14 protein-coding genes are annotated in these 16,002 nt (G+C 69.7%); 12 read left to right on the forward strand and 2 right to left on the reverse strand.

Annotation, left to right across the window (positions count from 1 at the left end):
• Position 1 precedes the first annotated feature (1 nt).
• Entirely contained in the window at positions 2-919 is a 918-nt protein-coding gene (locus tag ACPYN4_RS03215) for an RluA family pseudouridine synthase (RefSeq protein ID WP_424445604.1), read from the forward strand.
• Positions 920-1,097: 178 nt separating this feature from the next.
• On the opposite strand, the gene ACPYN4_RS03220 is transcribed toward ACPYN4_RS03215, so the two are convergent.
• Entirely contained in the window at positions 1,098-1,568 is a 471-nt protein-coding gene (locus ACPYN4_RS03220; RefSeq protein ID WP_076691021.1) for an NUDIX hydrolase, read from the reverse strand.
• A gap of 49 nt (positions 1,569-1,617) precedes the next feature.
• Here ACPYN4_RS03220 and dnaE point away from each other — a divergent pair, with 49 nt between their 5' ends.
• From dnaE to ACPYN4_RS03245, 5 genes are read left to right on the forward strand one after another with little or no spacing between them, the layout of a single operon-like run.
• Positions 1,618-5,136 (forward strand): DNA polymerase III subunit alpha, encoded by a 3,519-nt coding sequence (dnaE, locus tag ACPYN4_RS03225; protein WP_076691020.1) that lies wholly within the window; start codon positions 1,618-1,620, stop codon positions 5,134-5,136.
• A gap of 50 nt (positions 5,137-5,186) precedes the next feature.
• A complete protein-coding gene (locus ACPYN4_RS03230) occupies positions 5,187-6,251 on the forward strand; it encodes a hypothetical protein (protein ID WP_424445605.1) in 1,065 nt (354 codons plus the stop codon).
• Between the two features lie 9 nt (positions 6,252-6,260).
• Positions 6,261-7,589 carry a histidinol dehydrogenase gene (gene hisD / locus ACPYN4_RS03235; RefSeq protein WP_424445606.1) on the forward strand — a complete coding sequence of 443 codons (1,329 nt, stop codon included), beginning with the start codon at positions 6,261-6,263 and terminating at the stop codon, positions 7,587-7,589.
• Complete coding sequence (gene nrdR, locus ACPYN4_RS03240) at positions 7,589-8,050, forward strand: transcriptional regulator NrdR (RefSeq protein ID WP_076691018.1); 462 nt, start codon at positions 7,589-7,591, stop codon at positions 8,048-8,050. Before hisD ends, nrdR begins: the two co-directional genes overlap by 1 nt.
• A gap of 52 nt (positions 8,051-8,102) precedes the next feature.
• Positions 8,103-9,131, forward strand: a complete 1,029-nt coding sequence (locus tag ACPYN4_RS03245) for a quinone-dependent dihydroorotate dehydrogenase (protein WP_424445607.1) — start codon at positions 8,103-8,105, stop codon at positions 9,129-9,131.
• A 162-nt stretch (positions 9,132-9,293) separates the two neighbouring features.
• On the opposite strand, the gene ACPYN4_RS03250 is transcribed toward ACPYN4_RS03245, so the two are convergent.
• Complete coding sequence (locus tag ACPYN4_RS03250) at positions 9,294-9,854, reverse strand: DUF3043 domain-containing protein (RefSeq protein WP_315550127.1); 561 nt, start codon at positions 9,852-9,854, stop codon at positions 9,294-9,296.
• An 86-nt stretch (positions 9,855-9,940) separates the two neighbouring features.
• Between ACPYN4_RS03250 and ACPYN4_RS03255 the strand changes: the two genes are divergently transcribed.
• The 6 genes from ACPYN4_RS03255 (at position 9,941) to ACPYN4_RS03280 (ending at position 15,914) form a co-directional block, all read left to right on the forward strand.
• Positions 9,941-11,368 carry a dipeptidase gene (locus ACPYN4_RS03255; RefSeq protein ID WP_424445608.1) on the forward strand — a complete coding sequence of 476 codons (1,428 nt, stop codon included), beginning with the start codon at positions 9,941-9,943 and terminating at the stop codon, positions 11,366-11,368.
• A gap of 78 nt (positions 11,369-11,446) precedes the next feature.
• Positions 11,447-11,815 carry an iron-sulfur cluster insertion protein ErpA gene (gene erpA / locus ACPYN4_RS03260; protein ID WP_239282451.1) on the forward strand — a complete coding sequence of 123 codons (369 nt, stop codon included), beginning with the start codon at positions 11,447-11,449 and terminating at the stop codon, positions 11,813-11,815.
• Between the two features lie 145 nt (positions 11,816-11,960).
• On the forward strand, positions 11,961-12,866 hold the full coding sequence (gene coxB, locus ACPYN4_RS03265; protein ID WP_281652352.1) for a cytochrome c oxidase subunit II: 906 nt from the start codon (positions 11,961-11,963) through the stop codon (positions 12,864-12,866).
• On the forward strand, positions 12,866-14,632 hold the full coding sequence (ctaD, locus tag ACPYN4_RS03270) for a cytochrome c oxidase subunit I (protein WP_281652351.1): 1,767 nt from the start codon (positions 12,866-12,868) through the stop codon (positions 14,630-14,632). Before coxB ends, ctaD begins: the two co-directional genes overlap by 1 nt.
• Entirely contained in the window at positions 14,633-15,067 is a 435-nt protein-coding gene (locus ACPYN4_RS03275) for a cytochrome c oxidase subunit 4 (protein ID WP_424445609.1), read from the forward strand. It abuts the gene before it with no gap.
• Positions 15,068-15,119: 52 nt separating this feature from the next.
• Entirely contained in the window at positions 15,120-15,914 is a 795-nt protein-coding gene (locus tag ACPYN4_RS03280; RefSeq protein WP_424445745.1) for a PP2C family protein-serine/threonine phosphatase, read from the forward strand.
• Positions 15,915-16,002: the final 88 nt, after the last annotated feature.

The raw sequence follows: 16,002 nt of genomic DNA on the forward strand, positions 1-16,002 counted from the left end.
CATGCCGTCCCGCAGCATGCCCGTCCCCGACGGACTCGACGGCGTCCGCGTGGACGCCGCCCTCGCGAAGATGCTCGGCTTCTCGCGCACCTTCGCCGCCGAGGTCGCCGAGGCCGGCGGGGTGCGGCTGGACGGCCGTGCCGTCGGCAAGTCCGACAAGCTGCGCGCCGACGGCTGGCTCGAGGTCGAGTGGTCCGAGCGTCGCGAGCCCGAGATCGTCCCGATCGCCGTGCCCGACCTCGGGATCGTCCACGACGACGACGACATCGTCGTGGTCGACAAGCCTGCTGGCGTCGCGGCGCATCCGTCCGTCGGCTGGGAGGGTCCGACGGTGCTCGGCGCCCTCGCCGCCGCCGGCTTCCGCATCGCGACGACCGGTGCGCCGGAGAGGCAGGGCGTCGTGCACCGGCTCGACGTCGGCACGAGCGGCTTGATGGTCGTCGCCAAGAGCGAGCGGGCCTACACCGCGCTCAAACGCGCGTTCAAGGAGCGCGAGGTCGACAAGATCTACCACGCCGTCGTGCAGGGACACCCGGACCCCCTCGCCGGCACGATCGACGCGCCGATCGGGCGCCACCCTTCGCACTCCTGGAAGTTCGCCGTCACGCCCGACGGCAAGGACTCCATCACCCACTACGAGACGGTCGAGGCGTTCCCGCGCGCATCGCTGCTGGAGATCCACCTCGAGACCGGGCGCACGCATCAGATCCGCGTGCACATGGCCGCGCACCGGCATCCCTGCGTCGGCGACCCGCTGTACGGGGCCGACCCGACGCTGTCGGCCCACCTCGGACTGACACGGCAGTGGCTGCACGCCCGTGAGCTGTCGTTCGCGCACCCCGTCACGACCGACTGGGTGACCTTCACGAGCGCGTACCCGGCCGACCTCGCGCACGCCCTCGAGGTGCTGCGCGGCTGACCCGCGCCCCGCGCCCGGCACCCCGCCCCATTCGCCGAGAGAACAACTGCGCGCCGAGAGAACGGGCATCACCCACGCTCTCGGCACCCCGTTGTTCTCTCGCGGTCACGGCCGTCGCGGGCGGGCGGGGCGGTCGCGCACGGCGGCCGCGCACGGCGCGGCGCACGGTCCGAGGCGGTCAGCGCCCGCCTTCGAAACGCGCCTCGCCCGCCTCGTCCAGGGCGGACTCGACGCGCCGGCGCATGTCGCCGGTGAGGTCGGGGTGGTCGAGCGGGAACCAGCCCACCTCGGTCATCTCACCGTCGGCGGGGTACGGGTCGCCCGAGACCCACTCGCAGCGGAACACGAGGTCGAGATAGTCGCTCTGGTCGCCGTTGTCGTAGATGACCCGCGGAATCTGATGCACCCACGTCAGCCGGGTCGCCCGCGCGACGACTCCCGCCTCCTCGAGCGTCTCGCGCACCGCGGCGTCTGCGGGCTCTTCCTGCGGGTCGACGATCCCGGTGATCGGCGTCAGCGCCCCGGTGTCGCTGCGTCGGCCGAGCAGCACCTCATCGCCGCGCAGCACGACGGCGGTCACCCCGGACAGGGACAGCGGCATCGTGCCGACGTGGCGGCGGAGTTCGAGGATGAAGTCGGGAGTGGGCATGCGTCCAGCCTAGAAGCCGGTGTCGGTGGCCCCGCCGTAGACTCGATCCGTGGCATCCGACTCCTTCGTACACCTGCACGTGCACAGCGAGTACTCGATGCTCGACGGAGCCGCGAAGATCGGTGCGATGACGAAGGCGGCAGCCGAATACGGGATGCCGGCGATCGCCGTCACCGACCACGGCAACACGTTCGCTGCGTTCGAGTTCTACAACGCGGCCAAGGCTGCGGGCGTGAACCCGATCATCGGGCTCGAGGCCTACGTCACCCCCGGCACGCACCGCAGCGACAAGTCCCGGGTCGCGTGGGGCTCGCCGGACCAGAAGAGCGACGACGTCTCCGGCTCGGGCGCGTACACGCACATGACGCTGTGGAGTGAGAACACCGCGGGCATGCACAACCTGTTCCGGCTGAGCTCCCGCTCGAGCATGGAGGGGTACTACTTCAAGCCCCGCATGGACCGGGAGCTGCTGCAGACCTACGGCAAGGGCCTCATCGCGACGACCGGGTGCCCGTCCGGCGAGGTGCAGACCCGGCTGCGACTGGGGCAGTACGACGCCGCGCGCGCCGCCGCCGCGGAGTTCCAGGACATCTTCGGCAAGGAGAACTACTTCGCCGAGATCATGGACCACGGCCTCTCGATCGAGCGCCGCATCATGACCGACCTGCTGCGACTCGCGAAGGATCTCGACATCCCGCTGGTCGCCACCAACGACTCCCACTACACGCACCAGCACGAGGCCGACGCCCACGAGGCGCTGCTCTGCGTGCAGTCGGGGTCGACGCTAGACGATCCGAACCGGTTCAAGTTCGACGGCGACGGCTACTACATCAAGACGGCGCAGGAGATGCGCCAGCTCTTCCGCGACCATCCCGAGGCGTGCGACAACACGCTCCTCATCGCGGAGCGGTGCCAGGTCGAGTTCAACACCGCCGCGAACTACATGCCCCGCTTCCCGGTGCCCGACGGCGAGACCGAGGACAGCTGGCTCATCAAAGAGGTCGAGAAGGGCCTGCACTACCGGTACCCCGCCGGCATCCCCGACAAGGTCAGAAAGCAAGCGGAGTACGAGACCGGGATCATCCTCCAGATGGGGTTCCCGGGATACTTCCTCGTCGTCGCCGACTTCATCAACTGGGCCAAGGACAACGGCATCCGCGTCGGACCCGGACGAGGTTCCGGCGCCGGATCCATGGTCGCCTATGCGATGAAGATCACCGACCTCGACCCGCTCGAGCACGGCCTCATCTTCGAGCGCTTCCTCAACCCCGACCGCGTCTCCATGCCCGACTTCGACGTCGACTTCGACGACCGGCGCCGTGGCGAGGTCATCGACTACGTGACGCAGAAGTACGGCTCCGAGCGGGTCGCGCAGATCGTCACGTACGGCACCATCAAGTCCAAGCAGGCGCTGAAGGATGCCGGGCGCGTGCTCGGCTTCCCGTTCAGCATGGGCGAGCGCCTCACCAAGGCCATGCCGCCGCCCGTCATGGGCAAGGACATGGAGCTCGGCGGCATGTTCAACCCCGAGCATCCTCGGTTCAAGGAGGCGAGCGAGTTCCGCAGCCTCATCGAGACCGACCCCGAGGCGAAGACGGTCTTCGACCGGGCGCTCGGGCTCGAGGGGCTGAAGCGCCAGTGGGGCGTGCACGCGGCCGGGGTCATCATGTCCTCGGAGCCGCTGCTGGACATCATCCCCATCATGCGCCGCGAGCAGGACGGCCAGATCGTCACGCAGTTCGACTACCCGTCGTGCGAGGCGCTCGGCCTCATCAAGATGGACTTCCTGGGGCTGCGCAACCTCACGATCATCTCCGACGCGCTCGACAACATCCGCATGAACCGCGGCGAGGAGATCGACCTCGAGCACCTCAGCCTCGACGATCGCGACGCGTACGATCTGCTGACCCGCGGCGACACCCTGGGCGTCTTCCAGCTCGACGGCGGCCCGATGCGGGCGCTCCTGCGCCTCATGAAGCCCGACAACTTCGAGGACATCTCCGCCGTCATCGCGCTGTACCGTCCCGGTCCGATGGGCGCGAACTCGCACACCAACTACGCGCTGCGCAAGAACGGGCAGCAGCCGATCACCCCGATCCATCCCGAGCTCGAAGAGCCGCTGCGCGACATCCTCGACACGACCTACGGCCTGATCATCTACCAGGAGCAGGTCATGGCCATCGCGCAGAAGGTCGCCGGGTTCTCCCTCGGTCAGGCCGACATCCTGCGTCGCGCGATGGGCAAGAAGAAGAAGTCCGAGCTGGACAAGCAGTACGAGGGCTTCTCCGGCGGCATGAAGGAGCGCGGCTTCGGCGAGGGCGCGATCCAGGCGCTGTGGGACATCCTGCTGCCGTTCTCGGACTACGCCTTCAACAAGGCGCACTCGGCCGCCTACGGCCTGGTGTCGTACTGGACGGCGTACCTGAAGGCCCACTATCCCGCCGAGTACATGGCCGCCCTCCTCACGAGCGTCGGCGACTCGAAGGACAAGATGGCGGTCTACCTCAACGAGTGCCGCCGCATGGGCATCAAGGTGTTGCCGCCCGACGTCAGCGAGTCGATCCGCTACTTCGCCGCCGTCGGCGACGACATCCGCTTCGGCTTGGGCGCCGTGCGCAACGTCGGCGCCAACGTCGTCGACGGGATCGTCGCGGCCCGCGAGTCGGGGCCCTACACCGGGTTCCACGACTTCCTCACGCGCGTGCCCGCGCAGGTGGCGAACAAGCGCACGATCGAATCGCTCATCAAGGCGGGCGCGTTCGACTCGCTCGGCTCCACGCGCCGCGCGCTGATGGAGATCCACGAGGACGCCACCGAGCAGGCGGTGCTCGACAAGCGACGCGAGGCGAACGGCGAGGTCGGCTTCGACTTCGACAGCCTGTGGGGCGACGACGAGCCGCAGGCGGTGCAGAAGGTTCCCGACCGGCCGGAGTGGACGAAGAAGGACAAGCTCGCCTTCGAGCGCGAGATGCTCGGCCTCTACGTCTCGGACCACCCGCTGGCCGGGCTCGAGATCCCGCTCGCCAAGCACGCGTCGACCTCGATCCACGACCTCCTCGCGTCGGATGACGTCAACGACGGCGACATCGTCACCGTCGCGGGTCTGGTCACGAGCGTGCAGCACCGCGTCGCGAAGCAGAGCGGCAACCCCTACGGCATGATCACGGTCGAGGACTTCGACGGCGAGGTGACCGTCATGTTCATGGGCAAGACCTACACCGAGTTCTCGTCGATGCTCGTTGCCGACTCGATCCTCGTCGTGCGGGGGCGCGTGTCGCGACGCGACGACGGCTTGAACCTGCACGGCCAGTCCGCCTTCTCGCCGGACCTCGGGTCGATGGATGCCGCGGGACCGCTCGTCCTGCTCATGCCCGAGCACCGCGCCACCGAATCGACGATCGGTCAGCTCGTCGAGGTGTTCGGCCGTCACCCCGGCACCACCGAGGTGACGTTGAAGCTGCACAAGGGGGGCGTCGCGAAGGTGTTCGAGGTGCCTGCCCAGGTGGGCGTCACGGTCGACCTGTACGGCGAGCTCAAGGGGCTTCTCGGTCCGCAGTGTCTCGGGTGAGGCCGGCGACGGGCGAGTAGGATCGCTGTGGAGTTTCCCGTTCCGGAAGGATGCGCACCGTGACCGACGAGAAGAACACCCCCGAGACCGAACCGGCGGCCGAGCCCGTCGTCGCTCCCGCCACCGACGCGGCGCCTGACGAGTCCCGCGAGGGTGAGGCCGCGGCATCCGGACGCGACGACGACGTGACCTACGCGTCGTTCGCCGAGGCCTTCGAGGCTGTCACCGACGGACCGGAGGGCGTCGACGCGTCGGCGCCGCCGCAGTACGGCGTCGGGCCGTTCTCCATTCGCGAGGTCGCGCTCGCGGGTGTCTGGCTGCTCGCGTTCGTCTTCTCGTTCTTCCCGATCTACGACTACGGCCGCGCCGGAGCCGGGCCGTCGGTGTGGACCGGCATCGACTGGCTGCTGACGATCGGCACGCCGACGATCGCGGTGTTCCTCCTGGGTCTGCGCCGGCTGTCCCCGCAGGGCATCCGCCGCGTCGGCTCGCTCGGCATCGATCAGTTCGCCTCCGTCGCCTTCTCAGTTTCGGCGATCATCTGGCTCGGCCTGCTGTGGAGCTCGTTCGTCTCCGTCTCGGGCACGGGCATCTTCCTGTCGACGTGGGTCGTGTGGGTCGAGTTCATCCTCATGCTTGCGGGCGTCCTGCTGACGGTGTTCGCGCCGCTGTTCCCCACCATCGGCGAGGACTTCCGCCACCGCCCCGAGGTGCCCGCACATCGCTTCGCCCGCCCCGCCCGCCCCGTCGTCGCGCGCCCCGCGACGCCCCGGCCGGCGCCTGCCGCCGCACCGCACACTGCGAGCCCGTACGCGGCTCAAACTCCGCAGGCGACGGATGCCGGCGCGTATGCGGCGGCTCCGGTGGCGGAGACTGTGGCCCCCGAGACGACGGTGATCGCCGATGTCGAGCCGGCGCCGTCCGCGTCGCAGGCGTTCTGGGCGCTCGCGCCCGTGGAGCGCGACGTCGTCGACGAGAACGGTGTGCCGCTCTTCACGATCGGACCCACCGCGTGGGCGCTCGTGATCGAGGATCGTGGCGACAGTTTCGTCGTGCGTCATGAGGACGGCCGCATCGGCTACCTCCGCGACGTCTCCGGCGTGACGCGCGGGTAACCTGGACGGATGCTCCGCACCATCGACCTGCGCGGTCGCGCCCTGAGCACGCCCGAGCTGCTCGCCGCCGTGCCGCGGGCGACCGCTGCCCGTGACGAGGCGCTGACCGTTGCCGCACGGATCGTCCACGACGTCGCCGCCCGCGGCGAGGAGGCGCTGCGTGAGCAGGCCGCCCAGTTCGACAACGTTCAGGGTCACAACATCCGGGTGCCGCAGCACCACCTCGACGAGGCGCTCGACGGGCTGGATCCCGCCGTGCGCGCCGCGCTCGAAGAAGCCATCCGCCGGGTGCGGGAAGCCTCGGCCGCGCAGATCCCGCCGGTGCGCGTCACCGAGCTCGCCGCCGGCGCGCGCGTCGAGCAGCGCTGGCGCCCCGCGGAGCGCGTCGGCGTCTACGTCCCCGGCGGCAAGGCCGTCTATCCGTCCAGCGTCGTCATGAACGTCGTGCCGGCGCAGGTCGCCGGCGTCACGCACGTCGTGCTCGCCTCGCCGCCGCAGGCCGAGTTCGCCGGCCGCGTGCACCCCGTGATCCTCGCCGCCGCCCGGCTGCTGGGCATCGAGGAGGTGTACGCCATGGGTGGCGCGGGCGCGATCGGTGCGTACGCGTACGGCGTGCCGGGGCTCGGCCTCGAGCGGGTCGACGTCATCTCCGGCCCGGGCAACAACTTCGTCGCGCTCGCGAAGCGGGTCGTCGCCGGCGTCGTGGGCACCGACTCCGAAGCCGGCGCCACCGAGATCCTCGTCGTCGCCGACGCCTCCGCCGACGCGGACTGGGTCGCCGCCGACCTCGTGAGCCAGGCCGAGCACGACGAGCAGGCCGCCGCCGTGCTGGTCACCGATTCGGCAGAGCTCGCCGACGCGGTCGCCGCGCGCGTGGCCGCGCGCGCCGCCGCGACGCGGCACGCCGACCGCGTCGCCGCCGCCCTGGGCGGCCCGCAATCCGCGATCGTGCTCGTCGACGACATCACCGCAGCCACCGCCTTCAGCAACGCCTACGCCCCGGAGCACCTGGAGCTCCACCTCGACGGGCTCGAGCTGGGGGACCCCCGCGTGGACGCTTTCGTCAACGCGGGCGCGGTGTTCGTCGGCGGTCACTCGCCGGTGAGTCTCGGCGACTACCTCGCCGGCAGCAACCATGTCCTGCCCACGGGGGGTCAGGCGCGCTACGCGGCCGGCCTGTCGGCATCCACCTTCCTGCGTCCGCAGCAGATCATCGCCTACGATCGCGCCGCACTGGCCGACGTGCAGGAGGGGATCGTCGCCCTCGCGACGGCCGAGGCCCTGCCCGCGCACGGCGAGGCCGTCGTGGCGCGATTCGCACAGGACGGAGCGCGCTGATGCACTGTCCTTTCTGCCGCCACGCCGACTCGCGGGTGATCGACTCCCGCACGAGCGACGACGGTCTCAGCATCCGCCGTCGCCGGCAGTGCCCGGAGTGCGGCGGCCGGTTCTCGACGATCGAGACGGCCAGCCTCAACGTCATCAAGCGCTCGGGCGTCATCGAGCCGTTCAGCCGCGAGAAGGTGATGTCCGGTGTCCGCAAGGCCTGCCAGGGGCGCCCGGTGACCGAAGCCGATCTCGCGATGCTCGCGCAGGCCGTCGAGGAGGCGGTGCGCCAGACCGGATCGTCGCAGATCGACACCAACGAGATCGGACTGGCGATCCTCGGCCCGCTGCGCGAGCTCGACGAGGTCGCGTACCTGCGCTTCGCGAGCGTGTATCAGGCGTTCGACTCGCTGGAGGATTTCGAGTCCTCGATCGCGCAGCTGCGCGCCGACCACCAGCGCGTCGCGGAATAGTGACGGCCGGCGCGGCCGGGCGCGATGCCTGCCGCGCCGTAGGCTGGAGGCGATGTATCCGCTCATCTTCCGCACCGTCTTCTCGCGCATGGATCCCGAGCGCGCCCACCATCTCGTCGTGCCGGTGATCCGCGCGTTCGGAGTCTGGCCGCTGCGCCCGATCGTGCGCGCGCTGACCCGGCCCGACCCGCGCCTGCGCACCGAGGCGCTGGGGCTCGTGTTCGACTCGCCGTTCGGCGTGGCGGCCGGGTTCGACAAGAACGCGGTGATGAGCGAGGGGCTGTACGCGCTCGGGTTCGGGCACGTCGAGGCGGGGACGGTGACGACGGTGCCGCAGGACGGGAACGCCAAGCCGCGGCTGTTCCGTCTCGTCGCCGACCGCGCGCTCATCAACCGGATGGGATTCAACAATGCCGGGGCCGCGGCGGCCGCACAGCGCCTGCGCCGCTCGCGTCGGCATCCGCGTCGCGCCGTGCTGGGAGCGAACATCGGCAAGAGCCGCATCGTCGACGTCGAGCACGCGACGGCCGACTACGTCACGAGCACGAAGCTCGTCGCGCCCGTGGCCGACTACCTCGTCGTGAACGTGTCGTCGCCGAACACCCCGGGGCTGCGCGGCCTGCAGGCGGTCGAGACGCTCCGGCCCCTGTTGGAGGCGGTGCGGGGTGCCGCGGGCACGACGCCGCTGCTCGTGAAGATCGCCCCTGACCTGCCCGACGACGAGGTGTCAGCCATTGCCCGGCTCGCTGTGGATGCGGAGTTGTCGGGCATCGTCGCGACCAACACGACGATCGCGCGCGAGGGTCTGCGCGCCCCTGCGGCCGCGGTGACGGCGATGGGGGCGGGCGGGCTGTCGGGTGCGCCGCTGAAGGCGCGCGCGCTGGAGGTGCTGCGCCTCGTCCGCGCTGCCGTGCCGGAGGATTTCTGCGTCATCGCCGCCGGGGGAGTGGAGACCGCCGCCGACGTCCAGGAGCGCCTGGATGCCGGGGCGACCCTCGTGCAGGGCTACACCGCGTTCATCTACCGCGGCCCGCTGTGGGCGCGTCAGATCAACCGCGGGCTGCTCGCCGCGCGCGCCTGACGGCGCCGCGGTCGCCTGCGCTGCCGTCGTCCGTCGCAAGTTGCTGTTGTAGCGGCGGGTAGGCGCGCTGTGCGTCGGTTGAACGCGCGGCCGCGCGCATCGTCCCGGCAGCGATGGAGGCGGCGACGGATGCCGCTGCCACCGCGCCGGGGGAGCGGGCGCTCAGGCCGGGCGCTGGCCGCGCTTGACTTGCGGCTTGGGCAGGCGCATGAAGCGCATCTGAATCGTGCGCATCGCGGCGTACCAGCCGAGGCCCTTCTCGGTGCGCTCGCCGAACTTCGCGCGCGCCAGCTTCTTGACCCGAATGCTGGTGAAGATCATGTCCACGACGACGAACATGATGAACAGCCACAGCCCGACGAAGCCGTAATAGACGATCGCGGTGTTGGGCACGAGGCTCAGCAGGATCACGACGAGCATGAGCGGCATCAGCAGCTCGCCGGCGTGCCACCCTGAGTCGACCCAGTCGCGCACGAACCGGCGCTGCGGGCCCTTGTCGCGCACCGGGAGATACCTCTCGTCGCCGTTGGCCATGCCGATGCGGGCCTTCTCGCGCTGGGCGGCGAGCTCGGCCTTCGCGCGGGCGCGCGCCTCCTTGGTGTCGGCGACGAGGGGACGCTTCCGGGCGGCCTCCTGCTCGGCGCGCGAGGGCGTCGGACGGTTCTTGCCGGGTCCGGCGGGGACCTCGGGGGCGGCGTCGGGGGCTGCGGAGTTCTTGGCCACGGGGTGGAACCTCGATGTCTGGGCGCGTTGCGAGCGGGGTGCGATCCGCGGGCGGCGCGCGGTTCGTGCCCCATAAGATTACCCGCATGTCCGCATCATCGTCCCGGCCCGACCCGTCCACCCCTGGCGAATCGCGCCGCGCCGCCGTGCGCGCCGCGGCGGAGGCCGCCGTGCCCGCGGCGCTGGCAGACCTCGGAAACCTGGTGCGCATTCCGTCGGTGGCCTTCCCGGGCTTCGACCGCGCCGAGGTGGAACGCAGCGCTGCCGCGGTGCAGGCGCTGCTGGCGGACCTCGGCATCTTCGACCGCGTCGAGGTGAAGACGGCCGTGATCCCCGAAACCGGTGCCGAGGGGATGCCGGCCGTGCTGGCCTCGCGCGCGGCCCGCAACGGGCGCCCCACGATCCTGCTTTACGCCCACCACGACGTGCAGCCGGCGGGCGACGAGGCGCTGTGGGAGTCGGCGCCGTTCGAGCCGACGGTGCGCGACGGTCGCCTCTACGGGCGCGGCGCCGCCGACGACAAAGCGGGCGTCATGGCCCACGTCGGTGCGCTGCGCGCGCTGATCGAGGCGCTCGGCACCGACTTCGACCTGGGCGTCAACCTCTTCATCGAGGGGGAGGAGGAGGCGGGCTCGGCATCCTTCGCCGCGTTCCTCGCCGAGAACGCCGACGCGCTGCGCGCCGACGTCATCGTCGTGGCCGACTCCGGCAATTGGGATGCCGCGACGCCCGCACTGACGGTCTCGCTGCGCGGGAACGCCCGCTTCACCCTGACGGTGCGCACCCTCGACCACGCCTCGCACTCCGGCATGTTCGGCGGCGCCGTACCCGACGCGATGCTCGCGACGGTGAAGCTCCTGTCCACGCTGTGGGACGACGACGGTGCCGTGGCCGTCGCGGGGGTGCACGAGCGGGATGCCGAGACGCCCGAGTACACCGAGCAGACCCTCCGTGACGAGGCCGGCCTTCCCGAGGGCGTCAGCCCCATCGGGAGGGGGACGATCCTCAGCCGCATCTGGAACAAGCCCTCCATCACGATCACCGGCATCGACGCGCCGAGCGTGCGCAACGCCTCGAACACACTGTCGCCCGAGGTCTCCGTCGTCATCAGCATGCGTGTCGCTCCCGGCCAGGACGCCCGCGAGGCGTTCGGGGCGATCGAGGAGCACCTCCGCGCGCACGCGCCGTTCGGCGCACAGCTGAGCTTCAGCGACATCGACTGCGGCAACGCCTTCCTCGTCGACACCGGCGGATCCGCCGTCGCGCAGGCCCGTGCGGCACTGGAGGAGGGCTACGGCGTGCCCCCGGTGGACATCGGCGTCGGCGGCTCGATCCCCTTCATCGCCGACCTGGTGCGCGAGTTCCCCGGAGCGCAGATCCTCGTGACCGGCGTCGAAGACCCGCACGCACGGGCCCACAGCCCCAACGAGTCGCTGCACCTGGACACCTTCCGTCACGCGCTGGTCTCGGAGGCGCTGCTGCTGGAGAGCCTCGATTCCGCCACCGCGTCGTGACGCGGCGGTAGAATCGAGCACATCGCACCGCGCACGCCCGGTTCCGGACGTGCGGCCTGACACCCTGCGGAGGCACCCATGACCGACATCGCGACGCCCATCCCGACGACCGACGCCAAGGCGCACGGCGTGCTGCTGACCGATGCGGCGGCCGAGAAGGTCAAGAGCCTGCTGCAGCAGGAGAACCGGGACGACCTGCGCCTGCGCGTGGCCGTTCAGCCCGGCGGATGCTCGGGGCTCATCTACCAGCTCTACTTCGACGAGCGGTTCCTCGACGGCGACCAGACGGTCGACTTCGACGGCGTCGAGGTCATCGTCGACGACATGTCGGTGCCATATCTGGACGGCGCCACGATCGACTTCAAGGACACCATCTCGGAGCAGGGGTTCACGATCGACAACCCCAACGCGGCCGGCAGCTGCGCCTGCGGCGACAGCTTCCACTGAGCGGCTCCCGCTCCGCCGCGCACGCGCGGATCCGGGCCTCCGGCCCCTCCGATAGTGGTTGACATCCTGGGCGGATGGCCTGAATCGGGTGGGAGGTTGCCCTAGACTGAAGGTGATCGACCTTCATGACCCCGAAAGGTGCACCGTGCGCGTCAAACGCCGACTCCGCCTCGCCGCCATCCCGCTCGGGATCGTCACGGCGGTCGCCCTCGCGGGCTGCACGACGGCTCAGCTGAACGGGTTCCTGCCCGGCTTCACCGATGACGGCACCCAGGCCACCAACCGCACCGAGATGGTGTCGGGTCTGTGGGTCAACTCGTGGATCGTCCTGCTCGCGGTCGGTGTCATCACGTGGGCGCTGATGGGCTGGGCGGCGATCGTCTACCGTCGCCGCCGCGGCCAGACCGGTCTGCCGGTGCAGCTGCGCTACAACATGCCCGTCGAGATCTTCTACACGGTCGTGCCGCTGATCCTCGTGCTCGGCTTCTTCGCCTTCACGGCGCGCGACCAGGCCATCCTCGAGACGCAGTACGACGACCCCGACGTCTGCGTCACCGCGATCGGCAAGCAGTGGGCCTGGGACTTCCAGTACAATGACGACACCGCCAATTGCGAGGCCGGTGACGACGCGGTGTGGACCATGGGTGTCCAGGCGCAGACCGACGCGCAGGGCAACATCACCACCGAGCTGCCGACGCTGGTGCTGCCGGTCAACGAGACCGTCAAGCTCAAGCTCGTCTCGCGCGATGTCATCCACTCCTTCTGGATCATCGACTTCCTCTACAAGAAGGACATGTACATCGGCAAGGACAACTACTGGTCCTTCACGCCGACGCGCGTGGGCGAGTACGACGGCAAGTGCGCGGAGCTGTGCGGCCAGTACCACTCGATGATGCTGTTCAAGGTCAAGGTCGTCGAGCCCGCCGAGTACGAGCAGTACCTGGAGTCGCTGCGGGCGGCTGACCAGACCGGCGACATCAACGACGCGTACGACCGGCTGCAGAACTTGCCCGGCACGGGCGCATCCTCAACCTCCGAGGGAGAACACTGATGGCGACGACGACGATCCCCCTTCAGGCGGAGACCTCGGGGCGTCCCACCACTCTTCCGCCCCGCCAGGCCGCGCTCATGAGCTCGACCCGCGTGGAGCAGAAGGGCAACATCATCGTCAAGTGGATCACCTCCACTGACCACAAGACGATCGGGTACATGTACCTCATCGCCTCGGTGCTGTTCTTCCTGCTCGGCGGTGTGATGGCGCTCATCATCCGCGCCGAGCTGTTCGAGCCGGGTATGCAGGTCCTTCCCACGAAGGAGCAGTACAACCAGCTGTTCACGATGCACGGCACGATCATGCTGCTGATGTTCGCGACGCCGCTGTTCGCGGGCTTCGCCAACGCGATCCTGCCGCTGCAGATCGGTGCGCCCGACGTCGCTTTCCCGCGTCTGAACGCGTTCGCCTTCTGGCTGTTCCTCTTCGGCTCGCTGATCGCGGTGGCTGGCTTCCTCACCCCGCAGGGCGCTGCCGCGTTCGGCTGGTTCGCCTACCAGCCGCTGGCCGGGGCGACGTTCTCGCCGGGTGCCGGCGGCAACCTGTGGATGCTGGGGCTCGGCATGTCCGGCTTCGGAACCATCCTGGGTGCCGTCAACTTCATCACGACGATCATCACGATGCGCGCCCCCGGCATGACCATGTGGCGCCTGCCGATCTTCTCGTGGAACACGCTGGTCACGAGCATCCTGATCCTCATGGCCTTCCCGGTGCTCGCCGCGGCGATCCTGGCTGCCGCTGCCGACCGCGTGCTGGGTGCCCACATCTACGACCCGGCCAACGGCGGCGTCCTGCTGTGGCAGCACCTGTTCTGGTTCTTCGGCCACCCCGAGGTCTACATCATCGCGCTGCCGTTCTTCGGCATCGTGTCGGAGATCTTCCCGGTGTTCAGCCGCAAGCCGATCTTCGGGTACAAGACCCTCGTCTACGCGACGATCGCCATCGCGGCGCTGTCGGTGTCGGTGTGGGCCCACCACATGTACGTCACCGGGTCGGTGCTGCTGCCGTTCTTCGCGCTGATGACGATGCTCATCGCGGTGCCGACGGGTGTGAAGATCTTCAACTGGATCGGCACGATGTGGCGGGGCTCGGTGACGTTCGAGACGCCCATGGTGTTCGCCCTCGGCTTCCTCGTCTCGTTCGTCTTCGGTGGCCTCACCGGCGTCATCCTCGCCTCGCCGCCGCTCGACTTCGCCCTGTCCGACTCGTACTTCGTCGTCGCCCACTTCCACTACGTCGTGTTCGGCACGGTCGTGTTCGCGATGTTCGCCGGCTTCTACTTCTGGTGGCCGAAGTGGACGGGTCGGATGCTCAACGAGCGTCTCGGCATGGTCCACTTCTGGATGCTGTTCATCGGCTTCCACATGACCTTCCTCATCCAGCACTGGCTGGGCGTGGACGGCATGGTGCGCCGCTACGCGGACTATGCCGCGGCCGACGGCTGGACCTGGCAGAACCAGGTCTCCACCGTGGGTGCGATGCTGCTGGGCGCGTCGATGATCCCGTTCTTCCTGAACGTGTGGCTGACGGCCCGCAAGGCGCCGCGCGTCACCGTCAACGACCCGTGGGGCTACGGCGGATCGCTCGAGTGGGCGACCAGCTGCCCGCCGCCGCGCCACAACTTCACGTCGATCCCGCGGATCCGCAGCGAGCGTCCCGCCTTCGACCTGAACCACCCCGAGGCGGCCGTGCCGGTCGGTGTCGGTCCTGCCAAGGACGCCCCCGACGCGCCCGTGGTCGATGTGGCCGATGGAGAGGTCAAGTAAGTGAAGACGAACGTCAACCTCTGGTGGATCCTCGCCGCGTTCTTCCTGCTGGTGACCGGGGTCTACACCGGCTGGAACATCATCGAGCACTCCGATCGTCCGTGGTTCCACGCGATCGAGTGGGTCGGCACCGTTGCCCTGCTGTTCACCATGTTCATGTCGGTGATGATCGCCTTCTACGTCGACCGTGTGCACCGCGCGCAGGGCGGTGAGCTGCCCGAGGACGTCCTGACGGCGGACATCGACGACGGCGACCCCGAGATAGGCGAGTTCAGCCCGTGGTCGTGGTGGCCGCTCGTGCTCGCGCTGTCGGCATCCCTCGGCATCCTCGGCCTCGCGGTGGGCACCTTCCTGCTGCCCATCGGCCTCGCCGTCTTCGTCGTCGCGATCGTCGGCTGGGTGTACGAGTACTACCGCGGATACTTCGCACGCTGATCGGTCGGCGGGTCGAGGCTTCGACGGGAACGGTGCAGGAACCATCGTGGTGATGGGTCTGTCGCTGCGCGCCGGCATCGCCAGCGACGTCGGCGAGTACCGCGAGACGAATCAGGATGCCGCCTTCGCGGCCTCGTGGGGAGCGGGTGTCGCGGACGGTGTCGGCGGCGGCCCGGCCGGTGATCTCGCCTCGGCGGCGCTCGTGCACCGTCTCGTCTCCGGCGGGGCGTCGGTGGCGGATGCCGCCGAGCTCGCCGTCCGCATCCGCGCCGCCAACTGGGACCTCGCCGCCCACGTGCGCCGCGATCCAGCCCTGGCCGGGATGGCCACGACGTTCACCGGCGTGTGGTTCACCCGTTCCGGTGCGCTGCTCCTCGCGCACACCGGCGACTCGCGCGCGTACCTGCTGCGGGAAGGACACCTGACGCGGCAGACCCGTGACGACTCGTTCGTGCAGGTTCTCGTCGAGCACGGGATCGTCCGCGAAGAGGATGCCATGACGCACCCGCGCCGCAACATCATCACCGCGTCGCTCCGCGGCGACGCCGATGACCTGGTGCGGATCAGCACGCGCATCCCGGTGCGCCACGACCGCTGGCTGCTGTGCAGCGACGGGGTGAGCGACTACCTGCCGGATGACGCGATCGCGGCCGTCGTCGCGAGCGCCGACGATCCCGCTGTCGCGGCTCAGCTGGTGGTCGCCGCCGCGCTGCAGGCCGGGTCACGCGACAACGTCACGGCGGTCGTGGCCGACATCGTCGACGGCACTTCGACGGGCGAGCCGCCGCTGTTCGGCGGGGCCGCCGCGGACCGCTTCAGGGAGAGCTTCGACGCCGTCGCCGGCTAGCGCTGCTCGCGGACGAAGCTCTGCTCGGGCTCAGTTCTTCTCGCGGACGACCATCACCTGCGGGTCGCCCTTCGACAGGCTCAGGGAC

The sequence above is a fragment of the Microbacterium sp. CH-015 genome (assembly GCF_049707015.1).
GTDB classification, from domain to species: Bacteria; Actinomycetota; Actinomycetes; order Actinomycetales; family Microbacteriaceae; genus Microbacterium; species Microbacterium aurum.